We start from the raw sequence: 16,547 nt of genomic DNA, 5'->3' as shown, positions 1-16,547 counted from the left end.
CATTCTCATGAATGATCAGATCGACGATCTCAGCTTCGTGGGGTTTGTGAGAAATATCCACGTCAATAGGATCAGAACAGATGACGGCGGATTCCGGCTAGACGTCAAAATTCATCTTTTTAATGGCTATGAAGAAAACTCGCCATCCATTGAGATTGAATTCATTGGCGTTGCCGAGATTGAACTCGGCAACGCCAATTTCATGTCATCGAGCCTGATCACAATATATAATATGTCATCGCACCAATTGGATAGAATTAAGTATCATGTTGTTGATGAAGAGGCAAAATTATTTGCATTTTACCGCAGGGAATTCAGCAGAAATTAACTCCCCAGAGCGCATAACTTCCATCACCTCGCGCCATTGGGCAAACGTTTCAGTAATTTAGGCCGCTGGTATAACGCATATAATTTTCATTGATAAATGTGTTTTAGTGGATAAATGTGTTTTAGTGGTAAATATTTTACACGCTCAACTCTCTGGGGGGTGCCATGTTTCTGAGAATATTGATTTGCACGGTTTTCCTAGCGGCGCCGGTTACCACGCTGGCGGCCGAAAAGCCCTGTAAAACAATCAATGCTCATTATGTTTCTGCTTCTTCTCCTCTATATAAGTTGGATTTTGTAGATCTCAAAGGAAAAGAAGAGATCTCTTCGGATGTTGGTATTCATATTCAGAACGGTATAAAAGGGGAGGAAATTTGGTACTTTTTTGACCAGGGAACGACGGCTAGGATATCCTTAATATCGACTACAGATCTTACTGTTAAGGACTGGCATTCGCCTTCTGACGGTGACCCGCGACCTCATGGGGTTGCCCAGTTTATAGCAATGGATTTGAATGGAAAGATTCCAGATCAACCGCCGAAAGCTGATTCGATTGCGCCTCATTATATAATTATACCTGAATTCGTGGGCGGTTTTCGTTTTAGTAAATCCCCATATTCTCCTTCCGCGTTCGTTTTTGAAAAGTGTACGGGCGACTAGAATAGATCGACGGGAATTGGAATCGCCTTTGGGCGTGATTCCCCTCTGGAGTCGTGGCTGATATTGCCCGCAACGTCATCAACCCCACCGTCGCGGCCGATGCCGCCAGGTGATCTCGGCGCACTCAACATTAATTAATTTCCTATGCATTCCGGGCTGCGCGATTAGCCACCTCCCAGCACGGGTCGGCCTTCAGTTCCGCCGACAGGAAATCCAGGAAGGCGCGCAGCTTGGCGGCGGCGTGGCGGCCGGCGGGGTAGACGGCCTGGATGGCGGGCGCCGGGGAGTGGTAGCGCGGCAGCAGGCCTTTCAGCCGGCCGGTCGCCAGGTCGTCACAGATGTCCCAGATGGATTTCATGACGATGCCGGACCCGGCCAGGGCGGCGGCATGGCCGACCTCGCCATCGTTGGTCTGGATCAGGGGGCGGATTTCCACCGCCACCGGCTCCCCCTCCGCTTCCCGGCAGTAGAAACGCCAGGTGGACATGGGCGGGTCGCCCATGACGATGCAGTGGTGGCGCAGCAGGTCTTGCGGCGTCGCCGGCTCGCCATGCTGGGCCAGATAGGCGGGGGCGGCGCAGGGGACGCGGTAGTTGGGCGCCAACATGCGCACCATCAGGCTGCTGTCGGGCAGGGCCGCCTGGCGGATGGCGACGTCGATGCCGGCCTCCACCAGGTCCACCACCGTGTCGGTCACCAGCACCTGCACCCGCACGTCGGGATATTGGGCGTGGAAGCGGGGCAGGCGGGGGGCGATGTGGCGGCGGGCGAAGGCGGCGGTGGCCGTCACCCGCAGCAGGCCGGTGGCGGCGCGCCGGCGGCTGGCCACCAGATCCTGCGCCTCCTCCAAATCGGCCACGATGCGTACACAGCGCTCATGGAACTCCAAACCCTCATCCGTCAGGCTGAAGCGCCGGGTGGTGCGGTTGGCCAGGCGCACGCCCAGCCGTTCCTCAAGCCGCGCCAACCGCTTGGACACCACCGCCAAGGACAGGTCCAGCTCCCGCGCCGCCGCCGACAGGCTGCCCGTGGCGACCACGCGGATGAAGATGGTGATGTCGGTCAGGTTGTCGATCAGCATGGAAAGAACACCGTTGCCAGGGAAAGCGATACTATAGTCGGGCGGACGAAACCGCCCACCTTGGCGTAAGGTGATGGTTCACGGACCGGTCTCCCCCGCCCCGGGCGCTTACTTGGGCGGAGGATCGTGCCGGCATTAATCCTGCACCAGATAGGAAACGCACCCATGAAGACCCGTGCCGCCGTGGCGTTCGAGGCGAAGAAGCCCCTTGAAATCGTGGAAGTGGACCTGGAGGGCCCGAAGACGGGCGAGGTCCTGGTCGAGATCATGGCGACCGGCATTTGCCACACCGACGCCTACACGCTGGACGGCCTGGACAGCGAGGGTCTGTTCCCCTCCATCCTGGGCCATGAAGGCGCTGGCATCGTGCGCGAGGTGGGGCCGGGCGTCACCAGCGTGAAGCCGGGCGACCACGTCATCCCGCTGTACACGCCGGAATGCCGCCAGTGTAAGTCCTGCCTGTCGGGCAAGACCAACCTGTGCACCGCCATCCGCGCCACCCAGGGCAAGGGCCTGATGCCCGATGGCACCAGCCGCTTCAGCTATAAGGGCCAGCCCATTTTCCATTACATGGGCTGCTCCACCTTCTCCAACTTCACGGTGCTGCCGGAAATCGCCGTGGCGAAGATCCGGGAGGACGCGCCCTTCAACACCTCCTGCTATATCGGCTGCGGTGTCACCACGGGCGTGGGCGCCGTGGTGAAGACGGCGAAGGTCGAGCCGGGCGCCAACGTCGTCGTCTTCGGCTTGGGAGGCATCGGCCTGAACGTCATCCAGGGCGCCAAGATGGTGGGCGCCGACAAGATCGTCGGCGTCGACATCAACGACAGCAAGGAGGAATGGGGCCGCCGCTTCGGTATGACCCATTTCGTGAACCCGAAGAAGGTGGAGGGCGACATCGTCCAGCACCTGGTGGCCCTGACCGAGGGCGGTGCCGACTACACCTTCGACTGCACCGGCAACACCGTGGTGATGCGCCAGGCGCTGGAAGCCTGCCATCGCGGCTGGGGCGTGTCCGTCGTCATCGGCGTGGCCGAGGCCGGCAAGGAAATCTCCACCCGTCCCTTCCAGTTGGTGACCGGCCGCGTGTGGAAGGGGTCGGCCTTCGGCGGCGCCCGCGGTCGCACCGACGTGCCGAAGATCGTCGACTGGTACATGAACGGGAAAATCCAGATCGACCCGATGATCACCCACACCCTCAGCCTGGATGAGATCAACAAGGGCTTCGACCTCATGCACGCCGGCGAGTCCATCCGCTCGGTGGTGGTGTATTGATTTGATCCACCGTCAGGACCGGGCGCGGCCGCCGCGCCCGGTCTTCTCATGTCTGGAGTCACCTCATGACCCTTGAGACCGTATCCACCAGCCGCAGTCACGGCGGGACCCAGGGCGTCTATCGCCACGCTTCGGCCGAGACCGGCACGCCCATGGTGTTCAGCGTCTTCCTGCCGCCGCAGGTGGCCCAAGCAGCAGAGGGGGATGGCGCCAAGCTGCCCGTGGTCTGGTACCTGTCGGGCCTGACCTGCACCCACGCCAACGTCACCGACAAGGGGGAGTTCCGCCAGGCGGCAGCCGACCTGGGCCTGATCATCGTCTGCCCCGACACCAGCCCCCGGGGCGAGGGCGTGGCGGACGACACCGCCTGGGACATGGGCCAGGGGGCGGGCTTCTACGTTGATGCCACCCAGGCGCCCTGGGCGCCGCATTTCCGCATGTGGTCCTACGTGACCAAGGAATTGCCAGAGGTGGTGGCCGCCAACTTCCCCGTCGACATGGACCGCCAGGGCATCACCGGCCATTCCATGGGCGGTCACGGCGCCCTGACCGTGGCGCTGCGCCACCCCGGCCGCTTCAAGTCCGTCTCCGCCTTCGCGCCCATCGTGGCCCCCACCCAGGTGCCGTGGGGGCATAAGGCGCTGCCCGGCTACCTGGGCGATGACCCGGCCGCCTGGCGTCGGCATGATACCGTCGCCCTGATCGAGGACGGCGCGCGGGTGCCCGACTTGCTGGTGGACCAGGGCACGGCCGACAGCTTCCTGGAAAACCAGCTGCGGCCGGAACTGCTGCGCCAGGCCTGCGCCGCTGCCGGCATTCCCCTGACCCTGCGGCTGCAGGAGGGCTACGACCATTCCTACTTCTTCATCTCCACCTTCATGCGCGACCATCTGGAATGGCACGCGGAACGGCTGAAGGCCTGAGCGCGTTCTGTCTTCCAGCACCGTTGACGTTTCCCGGGCGTGCCCCACCTATGGCGGGGCCGCCCGTTTCATGTCGGGCGGCGGCGAGACGGTCCAGGCCGTTGGGCCAAGGCGATACAGGTGAGGAGGGAACGATGGCGAAGCAGGGCCGCATCCGCGTGGGCATCGGCGGCTGGACGTACGAGCCCTGGCGCGGCGCCTTCTACCCCGATGGCCTGACGCAGAAGCGGGAGCTGGAATATGCCAGCCGCCAGCTGACCTCCATCGAGATCAACGGCACCTATTACGGCTCGCAAAAGCCGGAGAGCTTCGCCAAGTGGCATGACGAGACACCGGACGACTTCGTCTTCGCCCTCAAGGGCCCGCGCTTCACCACCAATCGCCGCGTCCTGGCGGAGGCGGCGGAGTCCGTGCAGCGCTTCATCGACAGCGGCGTGCTGGAGCTGAGGGACAAGCTGGGCCCCATCAATTGGCAGTTCATGCCGACCAAGAAGTTCGACCCTGAGGATTTCGGCGCCTTCCTGGCCGCCCTGCCGGCCGAGGCCGGGGGCCGGGCGCTGCGCCACGCGGTGGAGGTGCGGCACGACAGCTTCCGCGATCCGCAGTTCGCGGCGCTGGCGCGCCGGCACGGTGTCGCCGTCATCCACGCCGCCGACAGCGACTATCCGGAAATCGAAGTGGACACCGCCCCCTTCATCTACGCCCGCATCATGGGCACGACGGAGGGGGAGGAGAAGGGCTACAGCGAGGCCGCCCTGGACGCCTGGGCGCAGAAGGCCAAGACCTGGGCGTCGGATGGCAAGGACGTCTACCTCTACGTCATCAGCGGCTACAAGGTGCGCAACCCCGCCGCCGCCATGGCCCTGATCGAGCGCCTGGGCTGAGGGGACCGATGCCGGCCGACCTTTTGGCGGGGCTGGAACCGCCCCCGCCGGTACGGGAAGAGCTGGGGCCGGGCGCCGTGGTGCTGCGCGGCCGGGTGCTGGGCGTGGTGCCGGCGCTGCTGGCCGCTGTGGAACATGTGGCGGAGGTGGCCCCCTTCCGCCACATGGTGACGCCCGGCGGCTTTGAAATGTCGGTCGCCATGACCAATTGCGGCCCCGCCGGCTGGGTCACCGACCGGGCTGGCTACCGCTACGCCGCCCACGACCCCATGACCGGCCGGCCCTGGCCTGCGATGCCGGACGTGCTGCGCGATCTCGCCCAGGCGGTGGCGGAAGAGGCGGGGTATCCCGGCTTCCAACCCGATGCCTGCCTGGTCAACCGCTATGAACCGGGGGCGCGGCTGACGCTGCACCAGGACAGAGATGAGCGGGACAGGGGGCATCCCATCGTGTCGGTGTCCCTGGGCCTGCCCGCGATCTTCCAGTTCGGCGGGCTGAAGCGCACGGATCCCGTCCGGCGCATCCCCTTGGCCCATGGCGACGTCGTGGTCTGGGGCGGCCCTTCGCGCCTGTTCCATCACGGAATCCTGCCGCTGAAGGAAGGGACGCATCCGGTGCTGGGCGCGCGGCGCCTGAACCTGACGCTGCGCCGGGCGCTATAGGCTGGCGCGTGACGAGCGGACGGAACTTTCCGGCAGGGTAGCCGGCAGGGTGGCGCAGCCGTACAGCACGGCGCGGCACATGGCGCGATAATGGGTGGTCAGCATGTCATCCGGGACGGCCGACAGGTCTTGGGTCACGGCGCGGCCGCCATCGGACAGGGTCTGCGCCGCCATGGCGTGGGTGAACTCTGGCGACAGGCACAGCAGGCCATCCCCCTCCAGTTCCCGCAGCAACTTTTCCAGCAGGGACTGGAAATGGGCCGCCGCCTCGACCATCTGGTCGCGGCAGCGCTTCAGCACCTCCGCCGTCAGGTCGATGATGTGGGGAGACTTGGCCAGGACGCGGCGGGTGTAGCCATAGCGCACGTCCATGACCTCGGTGATGATGTCCAGGGCGCTGCCGCCCGCCTGGCGCACGCGGCCCCCCGCCTCCAGCCCCGCGCGGATCAGCATGGTGTTCTCATGCCAGGTGCTGGCCTTGAAGGCGTCTTCCTTGTTACGGAAATAATGGTACAGCGCGCGGCGTGTGAAGCCACAGGCCTCGGCCAGATCCACCATGGTCAGATCGCTGTAGCCGTAAGTCAGAAAGGCCCGGCGCACCCGCGTCAATAATTCGGTACCGGGCTTTAGTGTCTTTTCAGCCATTTGCTTAGCCGCGTCTGTCGTTCATCCCGAAAAGGCGCCATTACTAATGGCGCGGTGACCCCGACGCACCGGGGCAGATGCATTAACTCTTCCTACAGTGGCAAGATCATGGCGATGTCGCCTACCGCGCGGATATACGCCGATGGTGGATCATCCTTCGGCGCCACCGATACCTCCCCTCCATCCTATCGTTTATGCCTCCGGTCCCGCCTGGGGCTATCGTGCGGCGCGGACGGAACCAGTGGCGAAAGGGCGCCCCCATGAGGATCATCTTGACCGGTGCCGGTGGCTTCGTCGGCGGCCATCTGGCGCGCCGCCTTCTGGCTCAGGGCCTGGACGGTCGGGTGGTGGAGCGGCTGGTGTTGGCCGACCTCGATCCGCCCATATGCGACGATGTCCGCGTGTCCCGGGTCGCGGGCGACCTGTCGGACCCGGCCGTGCGGGCCCGATTGGTGGCGGACGGGGCTGATGTGCTGTTCCATTTGGCGGCCCTGCCTGGTGGCGCGGCGACGCGCGACCCCGCGCTGTCGCGCAAGGTGAACCTCGACGGCACGCTGTCCCTGATCGAGGCTGTGGCCGACGCCAAGGGCGGGGGCGAACCGCCACCCCGCGTGGTGTACACCAGCACCATCGCCGTCCTGGGCCATCCCCTGCCGACGCTGGTGGATGACGCCACGCCGCCGCAGCCGGCCATGACCTATGGCACGCACAAGCGCATGGTGGAATTGGCCTTGGACGACTACCGCCGGCGCCGGGTGGTCGATCCCGTGGCCATCCGCCTGTCCGGCATTCTGGCCCGGCCGGGCGGGGCCTCGGGCCTGAAGTCCGCCTTCATGAGCGATGTATTCCATGCCCTTGCGGCGGGGCGGCCCTATACCTGCCCGGTGTCGCCCGGCGCCACCATTTGGGCCATGTCGCTGGACCGCTGCGTCGACAATCTTCTGCACGCCGCCACCGTCGACGGCGCGCTGCTGCCTGGCGCCGTGACCCTGCCCGCGCTGCGCGTTCCCATGGGCACGCTGGTGGACGCCATCGCCCGCCGCACCGGGGCGGATGCCCGCTTGGTCGATTACGCCCCCGATGCGGCCTTGGAGGCCGCGTTCGGCGCGTATCCCCCCTTGGCGACGCCGGTGGCCGATGCCGCCGGCTTCCGCCATGATGGTACGGTGGACGCACTGGTGGCCTCCGCCTTGGCCACGCTCTAAAAACCTCTCTTCGCACGCTGGTCGGGGACACCTCCACCGTTCGCCGATGCCGTGGCGCGCGGGTGCCGTCACGCGCCCGCGCGTCCATGCATTTTGGCCGAAAGCCTGCAAATCTGCCGGGGGCTTTTCTGCGAAGGAAGGCTTGACGGCTATTAAGACGATTAATATGATAAAACGACCTGGCGCTGGTCCGTCCAAGCGACAATCACGTCCACTTCCGGTGGGACGGAATTTCGCTTGGGGGCGTGAGCCATGATGGGTGCGGGAACATCCCGCCCATAAAAGCCGGTCTGCCCTCGGGCGCCGCCACAAGAAACATGAAGGGGGAGGGACATGCGCAAGCAATCCCAGAGAGTCTATTTGCATTCAATCGCCACCCGTTTCCGGGCGGGCGTCAGCTTGGTCGCCCTCGCAGCCGTGGCCACCGCCTTGGCCGCCGGTTCCGCCCAGGCGCAGAGCGCCGCGTCGGCGCCCAGCGATGACCTGCAGGAAATCGTCGTCACCGGCCTGCGCGCCAGCCTGCGCGACGCGCTGGAGCAGAAGCGCACCACCGACATGGTGTCGGAGGCCATCTCCGCCAAGGACATCGGCCAGCTGCCCGACGTGACCATCGCCGAGGCGCTGGTGCGTCTGCCCGGCCTGAACGGCACGCGCGACCGGGGTAACGAAAGCCAGGCTGTCATCCGTGGCCTGGGGCCGCGCCTGGCCTTTGGCACCGTGGACGGGCGCGAGGTCGCGTCCAGCGAGCCGGACCGTAATATCCGCTATGAGCAGTACCCTTCGGAACTGCTGACCGGCGTGCAGGTCTACAAGGCGCAATCCGCCGACCTGATCGCGGGCGGCATCGCCGGCACGGTCAACCTGCAGACCATCCAGCCGCTGGATTACACCGGGCCGCAGTTCGTCGGCCGTTTCGGCGCCGTCTATTATGGCGCTGCCGCCGATCTGCCCAGCTACAGCCCCGTGGGCTACCGCGGCAGCGCCACCTATGTTGGCAAGATCAATGACAAGGTGGCCTTCGCGCTGGGCGGCACGGTGCAGCAGCAGAAGAACGGCTACGCCTCCATCCAGGGCTGGGGCTACAACTCCGGCGCCGATGCCGGCGACCTGAACGGCGATGGAGTCAAGGATCCCACCCCGTGGGGCGCCCAGACCGCCGTCACCCGCATCGACGAACTGCGCAAGGGCGCGTTGGGCGTGCTGCAACTGCGGCCCACCGACAGCCTGGAAATCAAGATCGACGCCTTCTATTCCAAGTTCCACATCGTCGAGAACCAGAACCAGCAATGGTTCCAGAACTGGGGCAACTGGGACAATTCCAACGCCGGCAACTACAGCAACGTCAAATATGAGAACGGCGACGTCGCCGGCGGTACGGTTGCCTGGAACTATCTGCGCAACGTCATCGCCCGCTACGACCAGGACAACTCCGTCTTCAACACCGGCACCAACGTCAAGTGGACGGCGGACAAGTGGACTGTCACGGGCGACGTCTCCTACAGCTACGCCAGCCGCGACAACGTCTGGAACGCGCTGTACATCGACAGCACCAGCCCGGTCACCAGCACCTTCGACTTCCGCTCCGGCGTGACGCCGTCGCTGTCGGTCGTTGGCAGCCCGCTGGCCAATGGCCAGCTGTCAGTGGCGCAGGGCAACAACACCGGTCCCGACCATCTGCGGGACAGCCTGGGCGCCGGTCGCCTGGACGTGACGCGCGACCTGGACAGCAGCGTGCTGAAGGCGTTCGATTTCGGCGTGCGCGTCGCCAACCGCACCAAGTGGTACAGCGCTTACAACTGGACGCAGACCCCGACCAGCACCACCATCCCCTCCAGCATGCTCAGCACCTTCACCGTGTCGGGCTACACCATGCCGGCGCTGCTGGACGGCGATTTTGACAGCCTGGTCAACAAGACCCTGGGCGGGCTGAACAGCAGCCTGGCGACGCAGGACCTGTCACAGCAGTGGCATGTCAATGAGAAGACGGAGGAAGGCTACGCCAAGCTGCGGTATGACACCGACCTGTTCGGCGTGCCGGTCACCGGCAATGTCGGCGTGCGCGTCATCCATGTCGACACCACCAGCGGCGCCTTCCAGTCCGTCAATGGCGGCCCCTACAGCCCGGTCAGCGTCGACAACAGCTATACCGAGCCGCTGCCCAGCCTGAACATGAACTTCCAGGTGGCGCCGGATCAGACCCTGCGCCTGGGCCTGTCGCAGGCCATCAGCCGTCCGCCGCTGGACGAGTTGCGCGCCAGCCGCAGCCTGGACACCACCGGCAACACCCCCACGGGCAGCGGCGGCAATCCGAAGCTGCAGCCCTACAAGGCCAAGCAGATCGACCTGTCCTACGAGTGGTACTTCCGGCCCGAAGCGCTGGTCGCCGTCGCCGGCTATTACAAGTACCTGGACAGCAACGTCGGCTATAAGACCGCCATCCAGAACATCAATGGCGTCCCTTACCAGATGATCAGCCCGTTCAACGGCAGCGGCGGTTTCATCCGGGGTGCCGAGTTCACCTTCCAGACGCCGTTCTTCTTCCTGCCGGAACCGTTGCAGAACTTCGGCATCTATTCCAACTACGCTTATGTGAACAGCAACGTTCACGAATACGCCCCCGTGAACAACCCGCTGGCGGCCAATGGCTTGGCCCGGCACACGGCGACGGTGGACCTGTGGTACAACCACGCCGGCGTGGAGGCCCGCCTGGGCTACAAGTACCACAGCCGTTTCACCACCATTTACGGCTGGGACGCCACGCAGCTGACGACGCTGGAGGCGGAAAGCACGCTGGACTTTAGCGCCGCCTATCAGTTGAACGACAACATCGGCTTCCGCTTCCAGGTCAACAACCTGACGAACGAGCCGCTGCGCCTCTACTTCGACAACATGCCGGACCGTCTGGCCCGCTATGAGAAGTACGGCCAGCGCTACTCCTTCGATGTGACGTTCAAGTACTGAGCGCCCGTTCGTTCCCAGTGAGTGTGTTTCCCTAGTTTTCTCTCTACTCCTCCCGGCCGGGGCGCACCATCGCCCCGGCCTTTTTTCGCGTAAATCTTAAAGGGTGACCTAGTCGCCTGTGAAGAATGGTGCTGATTGGCTCAATTGGAGCTGATCAGGGCCATTTTGCTTTGGACTTGGAGAGCCAGGAAGAGGGCACGCCAAAGGTATTTGAGCCACCTGACGAGGAGGTGGAAGTTGAAGCCGGCGGCGGCGAGGATGGCGTTGATGCGGTCGCCGCTGCGTCCCTTGAGATAGTTCCGCCCCATGCGGTGTTCGGCCTTGAGGTGGCCGATAATGGGCTCGATGGCGGCGCGGCGCTTCATCTCTCGTTTGATGGCGGCGGTTGTCCTTCGGACCTGGCCGGTGATCCAGACCTTGAACTTGTTGGGATGGTCGTGCCCGCGATAGCCCTTATCGACGTGGACCCGGTCTGGATCGCGCCCGGTGTTGGCCTTGATGTCGGCGACGGCCTTGGCGAGGGTGTGTCCGTCGAAGGGGTTGCCGTGGATGGCCTGGGCATGGAGGACAAAAAGCCCTCCCTTGGGCTTGGTGATGGGGACGGCGACGCTGACCTTGCAACCGAACTCGTAGGGGGCGCGGGCCTTGCCCTTGCCGATGCATTCGACCTCGGGGGCGTGGAGGGAATAGACCTTCTGCCCGCGCTGGCGCTGGGTCTGCATGCTGATCTTGATGGCCAGGTCACGTAAGGGGCCATAGTGGGCCAGGAGTTCCGGGGCCTCGGCGTCCCCCTTGGCGGCGATCTTGCGGTTGATGTCGCGGATGAGGCGGCCCAGGCGGGTACGCAGGAACTTCAGTTGGCGATTGGCCCGCTTGTGCTGGTGGGCGTGGGTGTAGCGGCCGACCATGATGGCGGCCTTCTTGGCCACGCGCAGATAGCTCTGGCGCAGCGTGATGCCGTTGTCCTTGGCGAAGGCGACCAACTTCTCGATGGCCTTGGGCTGGACGGTGGTGTCCACCGCCACCCGCGCCAAGTCCTTGGTGCTGAGAGCGCCGGTGGCCTGGGCCACCCGCAGGCTCTCCTGGATCAGTGCCGCCAGCCGTTCCTCGCCCAGACGCTGGCGCCAGCGGGACATCGACGACCGGTCGAAAGGCAGGTCGTGGCGGAAGACCTCCTCGCCGCAGAAGAACTGGAAATAGGGGTTCTCCGCCCAGCGGGCGGTCAGCACCTCGTCGGACAGATTGTGCATGTGCTTCAGGATCAGCAGGCCTGCCATCAGCCGGACCGGCAGCGGCGGCTGGCCCGGGCCGCCCTTGTAGACGCCCCCCAGACGCTGTTCCAGGAAGCCCCAGTCGATCTTCCCCGCCAGCACCACCAGTGGATGCTTCAGGTCGATGATCTGGTCCAGGGCTGGACGCAGAAGGTCTTTCTGTCGGGTATCCCGTGGTCGTGACATGGCCTGTTCCCACCGCTGTTCACAGGGGGAATCGAAATCACGAAACGGCCCAAAAGGGGATCCCCAAATCGCAAGAAAGCGGAGGTCGAGCCCCCGCTTTCCTGCAAATCCGATTACTGATCGGGCGCTGAAACACTCACTGTGCCAAAGCGTTAGCGATCATGCACGGACGACGACCTACTCAAGCACCGGCCGCATGAAACTGCGTTCATAGCTGAGGATGCTGCGGTTGCGCGCCTCCAGGGCGAAGGCGGCCTGGCAGTCGGGGTCAGCGGCCGCGCGGCGGCGGTAATCCTCATAGGCTGCCAGGCTGGGGAAGCTGAACAGGGCTAAGGCGATGTTGTTCGCGCCTTCCGCCGGCAGGAAATAACCGTGGTGGGTGCCGCCCATGCGGGTCACCAAGGAAATCCACAGGCGGGCATACTCTTCGAATTCCGCCACTTTGTAGGGATCAAGGACATAGCGGACATGGCAGGTGATCACGATTGCAGGCTCTGGGCTGTGGTCCAAGGGGGCTTACCTTGGACCACTCCCCCGCGAGCCGTCCACCTCACCGCACGGCCAAGCTCACCGCCGCCAGGCCCGCGCCGTCCGCAGTGACGGCCGCCCCCTTCAGGCTATCGCCGATGCGGATCAGGAAGCTGGCGGTGCCAGCCTCTGTTGGCACATGGTTCGGGCTCATCAGCGTCAGGTGGCCGTTGAGGCCCAAGTGAATGTCGGTGCCGGTGGTGGGAACCGCCGTGCCGTCGGCGTCGACTAGGCGGGCGCGGACGAACAGCACGTCGTTATGGCCGGGGGCGGGGGCGACACCCTGGGTGTCCAGGGACAGTTCCAGGTGATGCGGCGCGCCGGGGGTGCGCACCTGCTGGTGGGCGACGGCGCGGTCGCCGATATAGGCCACCGCTTCCAGCGTTCCGGGCTCGAAATGATCCAGATGGAAGGTGAAGGGTGGGTGGCGCAAGTGACTGGACAGGCGGTTGCTGTCGGGGGATTGGCGGGCGATCAGCCGGCCGTTCAGACGTAGCTCCACGGCGTCGGCGTTGCTGTAGACCCGCACCGCCGGGCTGCTGTCCGGTGTCCAGCGAGAGGATATGTGGACCATGGCGCCGCCACCATCGGCGTTGGCGTCGCGCTGGCTCATGAAGAAATAGGCGGCCGGCTTGGGCAGCCGGTCGATGCTGTAGACGCCCGAGGTTTCCAGGTCGGGAGCGTAGCCGCGGTTGTAGTCGAACATGCCCCAATAGCCGTCGCCCACGGCAGTCAGGCCGAGGTTGTCGTTGTGCGCCTCCTGCACGTTGGTCGCCTGTTGCAGCAGGCCCTTCTCCGGTCCGCCCAGCTCTTGCCGGCTGCTGCGTTCCTGGGGCAGCAGGTCGCCCCACTGGCCCTGCTGGAAGCCGGCGTTCATGGCGTAATACTCCCAGTCGCCGTATTCGGAGACGATCAGGGGCTTGTCCGGGGCGGCGGCCGGCGCCTCCTTGCCGGTTACCGGCAGGCGGTGCTGGCGGGCCTGGAGGTAGATGTCGTAGGCGCGCGGCATCCAGCCGGCGGAGTAGACGCCGGGGCCGGGCAGCTCCTCATGCACCGTGGCGTGCAGCGCATCCACCAACGCGTCCGCCATGGGGGATTCGTTCAGGGAGCATTCCCAGGCCAGCACGCTGGCATGGTTGCGGTCGCGGCGGATCATGTCGCGGCAGGTGCGCACCACCTGGGCGGCGAAAGCGGGGTCCTGGGGGGCGTACTGCCAGCCGGGAATGCCGTCCAGCACCAGCAGGCCCACCTCATCCGCCGTGTCCATGAAGGCCGGGTCCTGGGGATAGTGCGACAGGCGTACATAGTCGAACCCGGCGGCCTTGATCAGGCGGGCCTCCCGGCGGCTGGCCTCCGGTGACAAGGCATAGCCGACATAGGGGTATTCCTGGTGGCGGTTGACACCGCGCAAGAAGGTTTTCCGCCCGTTCAGCCACAGCCCGTCCTTGGTCATGACGATGCCGCGCAGGCCGACGCGGGTGCGGCGGCTGTCCACCGCTTTGCCGTTGGCGGTCACCGTCGTTTCCAGGTCGTACAGCGCCGGATCGTCCAGGGACCAGAGGTGGGGGTTGGCCACCGAGAGACCCTGCGGCAGGGATAGCGCGGCGCCCGGGGCCAGGGAAGCGGTCCTGCTGGTTCCCCACGCCGCCGTCTTGCCATCCCGCACCAGGCGCTGGGTGATGGTGATTCGTTGCGCCTGGGCGCTGTCGTTGCGCACCTCCGTCGTCACGGTCAGGTCGGCGCGGGCGGCGTCCACATCGGTCTGCCGCACGACGATGCCGCCGCCGGCCACATGGTCGGCCAGCATCTCATCGGTGATGTGCAAGGGCCCGCGCACGCTGAGCGTGGCGCCCCGGTACAGGCCGCCATAGGTGTTGAAGTCCAGGTCCTTCAGGGGCTTCGGGCCCGTCACCGCGTTGTCGCGGTTGTCCAGATGCACCACCACTTCGTTCTCGCCGTCCGCCTTCAGCCCGTCCGTCAGGTCCAGGGTGAAGGGCAGGAAGCCGCCCAGATGGGTGGTCAGGTGGCGGCCATTCAGCCAGATGTCGGCCACGTTCATCGCGGCCTCGAACCGCAGGGTCACCCGCTGCCCCTGCCAGGCCGGGTCGGTCTTGAAGCGCTTCACGTAGAAGGCATCGCCCTGCCATTGCGGCCGACCGGCCGACTGGATGATGCGTGCCTCCAGGTGCGCGGTATGGGGCAGGCGCACGGCCTCCCATGTCCAGCCCGCTTGGGGCAGGGCGTCACGGCCGAGGGCGGGGCCGCTTTCCACGCGGTGGAATTGCCAGCCGTCGTTAAAGGCGATGTCGGTGGCCAGGGCGGAGACGGAACTGGCCAACAGGGCGGCCAAGCTCAGGAGGGGGGTCTTCAACATCAACGGCCGGCTTTCGCGGTAAGGGTCGTGGCGGCGGTGACGGTGCGGGCGGCGACGCCCTCCGTCGTGGCCGGCAGCAAGGGGTGATCAAACCCCGGCCCGTCGAACAACTGGTAATGGATGGTCGTGCCCGGCATCACGGCGGCGTGGATGTCCACCTGGCCGTCCTTGGCGCTGACCGGGAAGCTGCCGGCGCCATTGTCCAGGAAGTCCGCCCAGAAATAGGGCGTGGCGCCGGCCGGTACGCTCAGGCGGAAGGTGACCGGCACCGGCGTGGGGTAGGTCGCGCCGACATAATCCCAGCCGGGCAACGCGGCGTGCCGGGCGCCATAGCCGAACAGGGCGGCGTTGCCCCAGGTGGTGCCTTCGCCCCAGCGGGTGCGGCACCGGGTGGCCACCCAGTCGGGCGCCCAATAGACCACGCCGATGCCACCATTGGCCAGCGTGGTGCGGGTGACATCCAGCAGATAGGCCCGCTGCCCCGCCGGCGTGGCCGGATAGGCGGGATCCAGGCTGTCCTCCCCGAGCACGCTGGGCGACGCGCTGCTGGGTTCCAAGGTCCAGGGATAGGCGGTTTCCACCAGCAGCACCCGCTTGTTGAAGCGGGCGGCCAGGCGGTTGACGGTGCGGCCCATGACCGCCATCGGCTGACGCGACCATTTGCGGTAATAGCTGAAGCCGATGATGTCGAAGTCGGTGACCCCGGCGGCCTCGGCATCCGCGAACCACGCCTCGAGGTTCTCCGGCTGCGCCACATGCAGCATGATCTGGATGGGGTGGCCGGTGGCGGCCGCCGTCTCGCGCACCGCTTGGATGCCGGCGTTCAGCAGGGCGGCGTTGCGGGCCCAGCGGATGGGTTTGCCCTCCGTCTTCGGTGCCCGCAGGATGTCGCCATTGGTCTCGTTACCCACCTGCACCATGTCGGGTGTCAGGCCGTCGGCGGCCAGGGTCGCCAGGGTGTCGCGGGTGAAATCATGGACCGCCTGGACCAACCGCGCCTGGTCCAATCCCGCCCACGCCTTGGGGATGGGCTGGTTGTCGCCATCGGCCCAGTCATCGGCGTAGTGGAAATCCAGCAGCACCCGCAGGCCGGCCTCATGCGCCAGGCGGATGCTTTTCTTCACATCGTCCAGGGTGCTGTAGCGGGTCCAGTCCGGGCTGTTCCACAGGCGGATGCGGGCCAAGGTGCCGCCATGGTGGCGCAATATCTGGAAGGGATTGGCCGTCTGGCCGTTGTCGGTGTAGACGGCGCCGCAATCGGCCATCTCATTGGCGAAGGACAGGTCGGCGCCCAGGTAGGGCGGTGGTGCCGCGGCGAAGGCGGCGGCCGATGACAGCAACAGGGTGGCCAGGGCGGCGGCGGCCGGCGGCATCAGGCGGGACAGGTGCAGGGACAAGGACAGCCTCACTTCCGGGCTTCGGGAACCCCCCTCCCAGGGGCGCGTTCTTCTCAGGCCCGGCCGGGGCGCGAGCGCCCTTTTTATCATATAAATAAGATCGTGCTGTCAACCGTCCCGGCCGTGACAAGGACGGGGTGGGCGTTGCCGCCCACCCCGTTCTCAATC

The 16,547-nt window shown here is 65.4% G+C and carries 14 protein-coding genes; 8 read left to right on the top strand and 6 right to left on the bottom strand.

The window, feature by feature from the left end:
• The first annotated feature begins 7 nt into the window (after nt 1-7).
• On the top strand, nt 8-328 hold the full coding sequence (locus UCD39_RS01695; protein ID WP_330494411.1) for a PIM8 family immunity protein: 321 nt from the start codon (nt 8-10) through the stop codon (nt 326-328).
• A gap of 164 nt (nt 329-492) precedes the next feature.
• The gene (locus UCD39_RS01690; RefSeq protein WP_330494410.1) at nt 493-987 is read left to right on the top strand and encodes a hypothetical protein; all 495 of its coding nucleotides are present in this window, start codon (nt 493-495) and stop codon (nt 985-987) included.
• Between the two features lie 142 nt (nt 988-1,129).
• Here UCD39_RS01690 and UCD39_RS01685 read toward each other — a convergent pair whose 3' ends face one another.
• Nucleotides 1,130-2,068 carry a LysR family transcriptional regulator gene (locus UCD39_RS01685; protein WP_330494409.1) on the bottom strand — a complete coding sequence of 313 codons (939 nt, stop codon included), beginning with the start codon at nt 2,066-2,068 and terminating at the stop codon, nt 1,130-1,132.
• A gap of 165 nt (nt 2,069-2,233) precedes the next feature.
• On the opposite strand from UCD39_RS01685, the gene UCD39_RS01680 reads away from it, so the two are divergent.
• The 4 genes from UCD39_RS01680 (at nt 2,234) to alkB (ending at nt 5,812) form a co-directional block, all read left to right on the top strand.
• Complete coding sequence (locus UCD39_RS01680) at nt 2,234-3,343, top strand: S-(hydroxymethyl)glutathione dehydrogenase/class III alcohol dehydrogenase (protein WP_330494408.1); 1,110 nt, start codon at nt 2,234-2,236, stop codon at nt 3,341-3,343.
• A gap of 65 nt (nt 3,344-3,408) precedes the next feature.
• Nucleotides 3,409-4,266 carry an S-formylglutathione hydrolase gene (gene fghA / locus UCD39_RS01675; protein ID WP_330494407.1) on the top strand — a complete coding sequence of 286 codons (858 nt, stop codon included), beginning with the start codon at nt 3,409-3,411 and terminating at the stop codon, nt 4,264-4,266.
• A gap of 134 nt (nt 4,267-4,400) precedes the next feature.
• Nucleotides 4,401-5,150 (top strand): DUF72 domain-containing protein, encoded by a 750-nt coding sequence (locus UCD39_RS01670; protein ID WP_330494406.1) that lies wholly within the window; start codon nt 4,401-4,403, stop codon nt 5,148-5,150.
• Nucleotides 5,151-5,158: 8 nt separating this feature from the next.
• Nucleotides 5,159-5,812, top strand: coding sequence for a DNA oxidative demethylase AlkB (alkB, locus tag UCD39_RS01665; protein WP_330494405.1), 654 nt, complete (start codon nt 5,159-5,161; stop codon nt 5,810-5,812).
• Here the strand turns inward: alkB and UCD39_RS01660 are convergent.
• The gene (locus UCD39_RS01660) at nt 5,807-6,457 is read right to left on the bottom strand and encodes a TetR/AcrR family transcriptional regulator (protein WP_330494404.1); all 651 of its coding nucleotides are present in this window, start codon (nt 6,455-6,457) and stop codon (nt 5,807-5,809) included. The two genes, alkB and UCD39_RS01660, sit on opposite strands and share 6 nt — an antisense overlap.
• Before the next feature lie 260 nt (nt 6,458-6,717).
• Between UCD39_RS01660 and UCD39_RS01655 the strand changes: the two genes are divergently transcribed.
• Nucleotides 6,718-7,662, top strand: coding sequence for an NAD-dependent epimerase/dehydratase family protein (locus tag UCD39_RS01655; RefSeq protein ID WP_330494403.1), 945 nt, complete (start codon nt 6,718-6,720; stop codon nt 7,660-7,662).
• A 333-nt stretch (nt 7,663-7,995) separates the two neighbouring features.
• The gene (locus tag UCD39_RS01650; RefSeq protein ID WP_330494402.1) at nt 7,996-10,623 is read left to right on the top strand and encodes a TonB-dependent receptor; all 2,628 of its coding nucleotides are present in this window, start codon (nt 7,996-7,998) and stop codon (nt 10,621-10,623) included.
• Nucleotides 10,624-10,763: 140 nt separating this feature from the next.
• Here the strand turns inward: UCD39_RS01650 and UCD39_RS01645 are convergent, their stop codons facing one another.
• The 4 genes from UCD39_RS01645 to UCD39_RS01630 form a co-directional block, all read right to left on the bottom strand.
• On the bottom strand, nt 10,764-12,080 hold the full coding sequence (locus UCD39_RS01645; protein ID WP_330494401.1) for an IS5 family transposase: 1,317 nt from the start codon (nt 12,078-12,080) through the stop codon (nt 10,764-10,766).
• A gap of 177 nt (nt 12,081-12,257) precedes the next feature.
• Nucleotides 12,258-12,563, bottom strand: a complete 306-nt coding sequence (locus UCD39_RS01640; RefSeq protein ID WP_330494400.1) for an NIPSNAP family protein — start codon at nt 12,561-12,563, stop codon at nt 12,258-12,260.
• A gap of 67 nt (nt 12,564-12,630) precedes the next feature.
• On the bottom strand, nt 12,631-14,982 hold the full coding sequence (locus tag UCD39_RS01635; protein WP_330494399.1) for a glycoside hydrolase family 2 TIM barrel-domain containing protein: 2,352 nt from the start codon (nt 14,980-14,982) through the stop codon (nt 12,631-12,633).
• Nucleotides 14,982-16,391 carry a glycoside hydrolase family 53 protein gene (locus tag UCD39_RS01630; protein WP_330494398.1) on the bottom strand — a complete coding sequence of 470 codons (1,410 nt, stop codon included), beginning with the start codon at nt 16,389-16,391 and terminating at the stop codon, nt 14,982-14,984. Before UCD39_RS01630 ends, UCD39_RS01635 begins: the two co-directional genes overlap by 1 nt.
• Nucleotides 16,392-16,547 lie beyond the last annotated feature (156 nt).

Origin of the sequence: Nitrospirillum karajorum (genome assembly GCF_036348415.1) — a bacterium.
Classification (GTDB): domain Bacteria; phylum Pseudomonadota; class Alphaproteobacteria; order Azospirillales; family Azospirillaceae; genus Nitrospirillum; species Nitrospirillum amazonense_B.
This window is presented reverse-complemented; position numbering and strand designations above follow the sequence as displayed.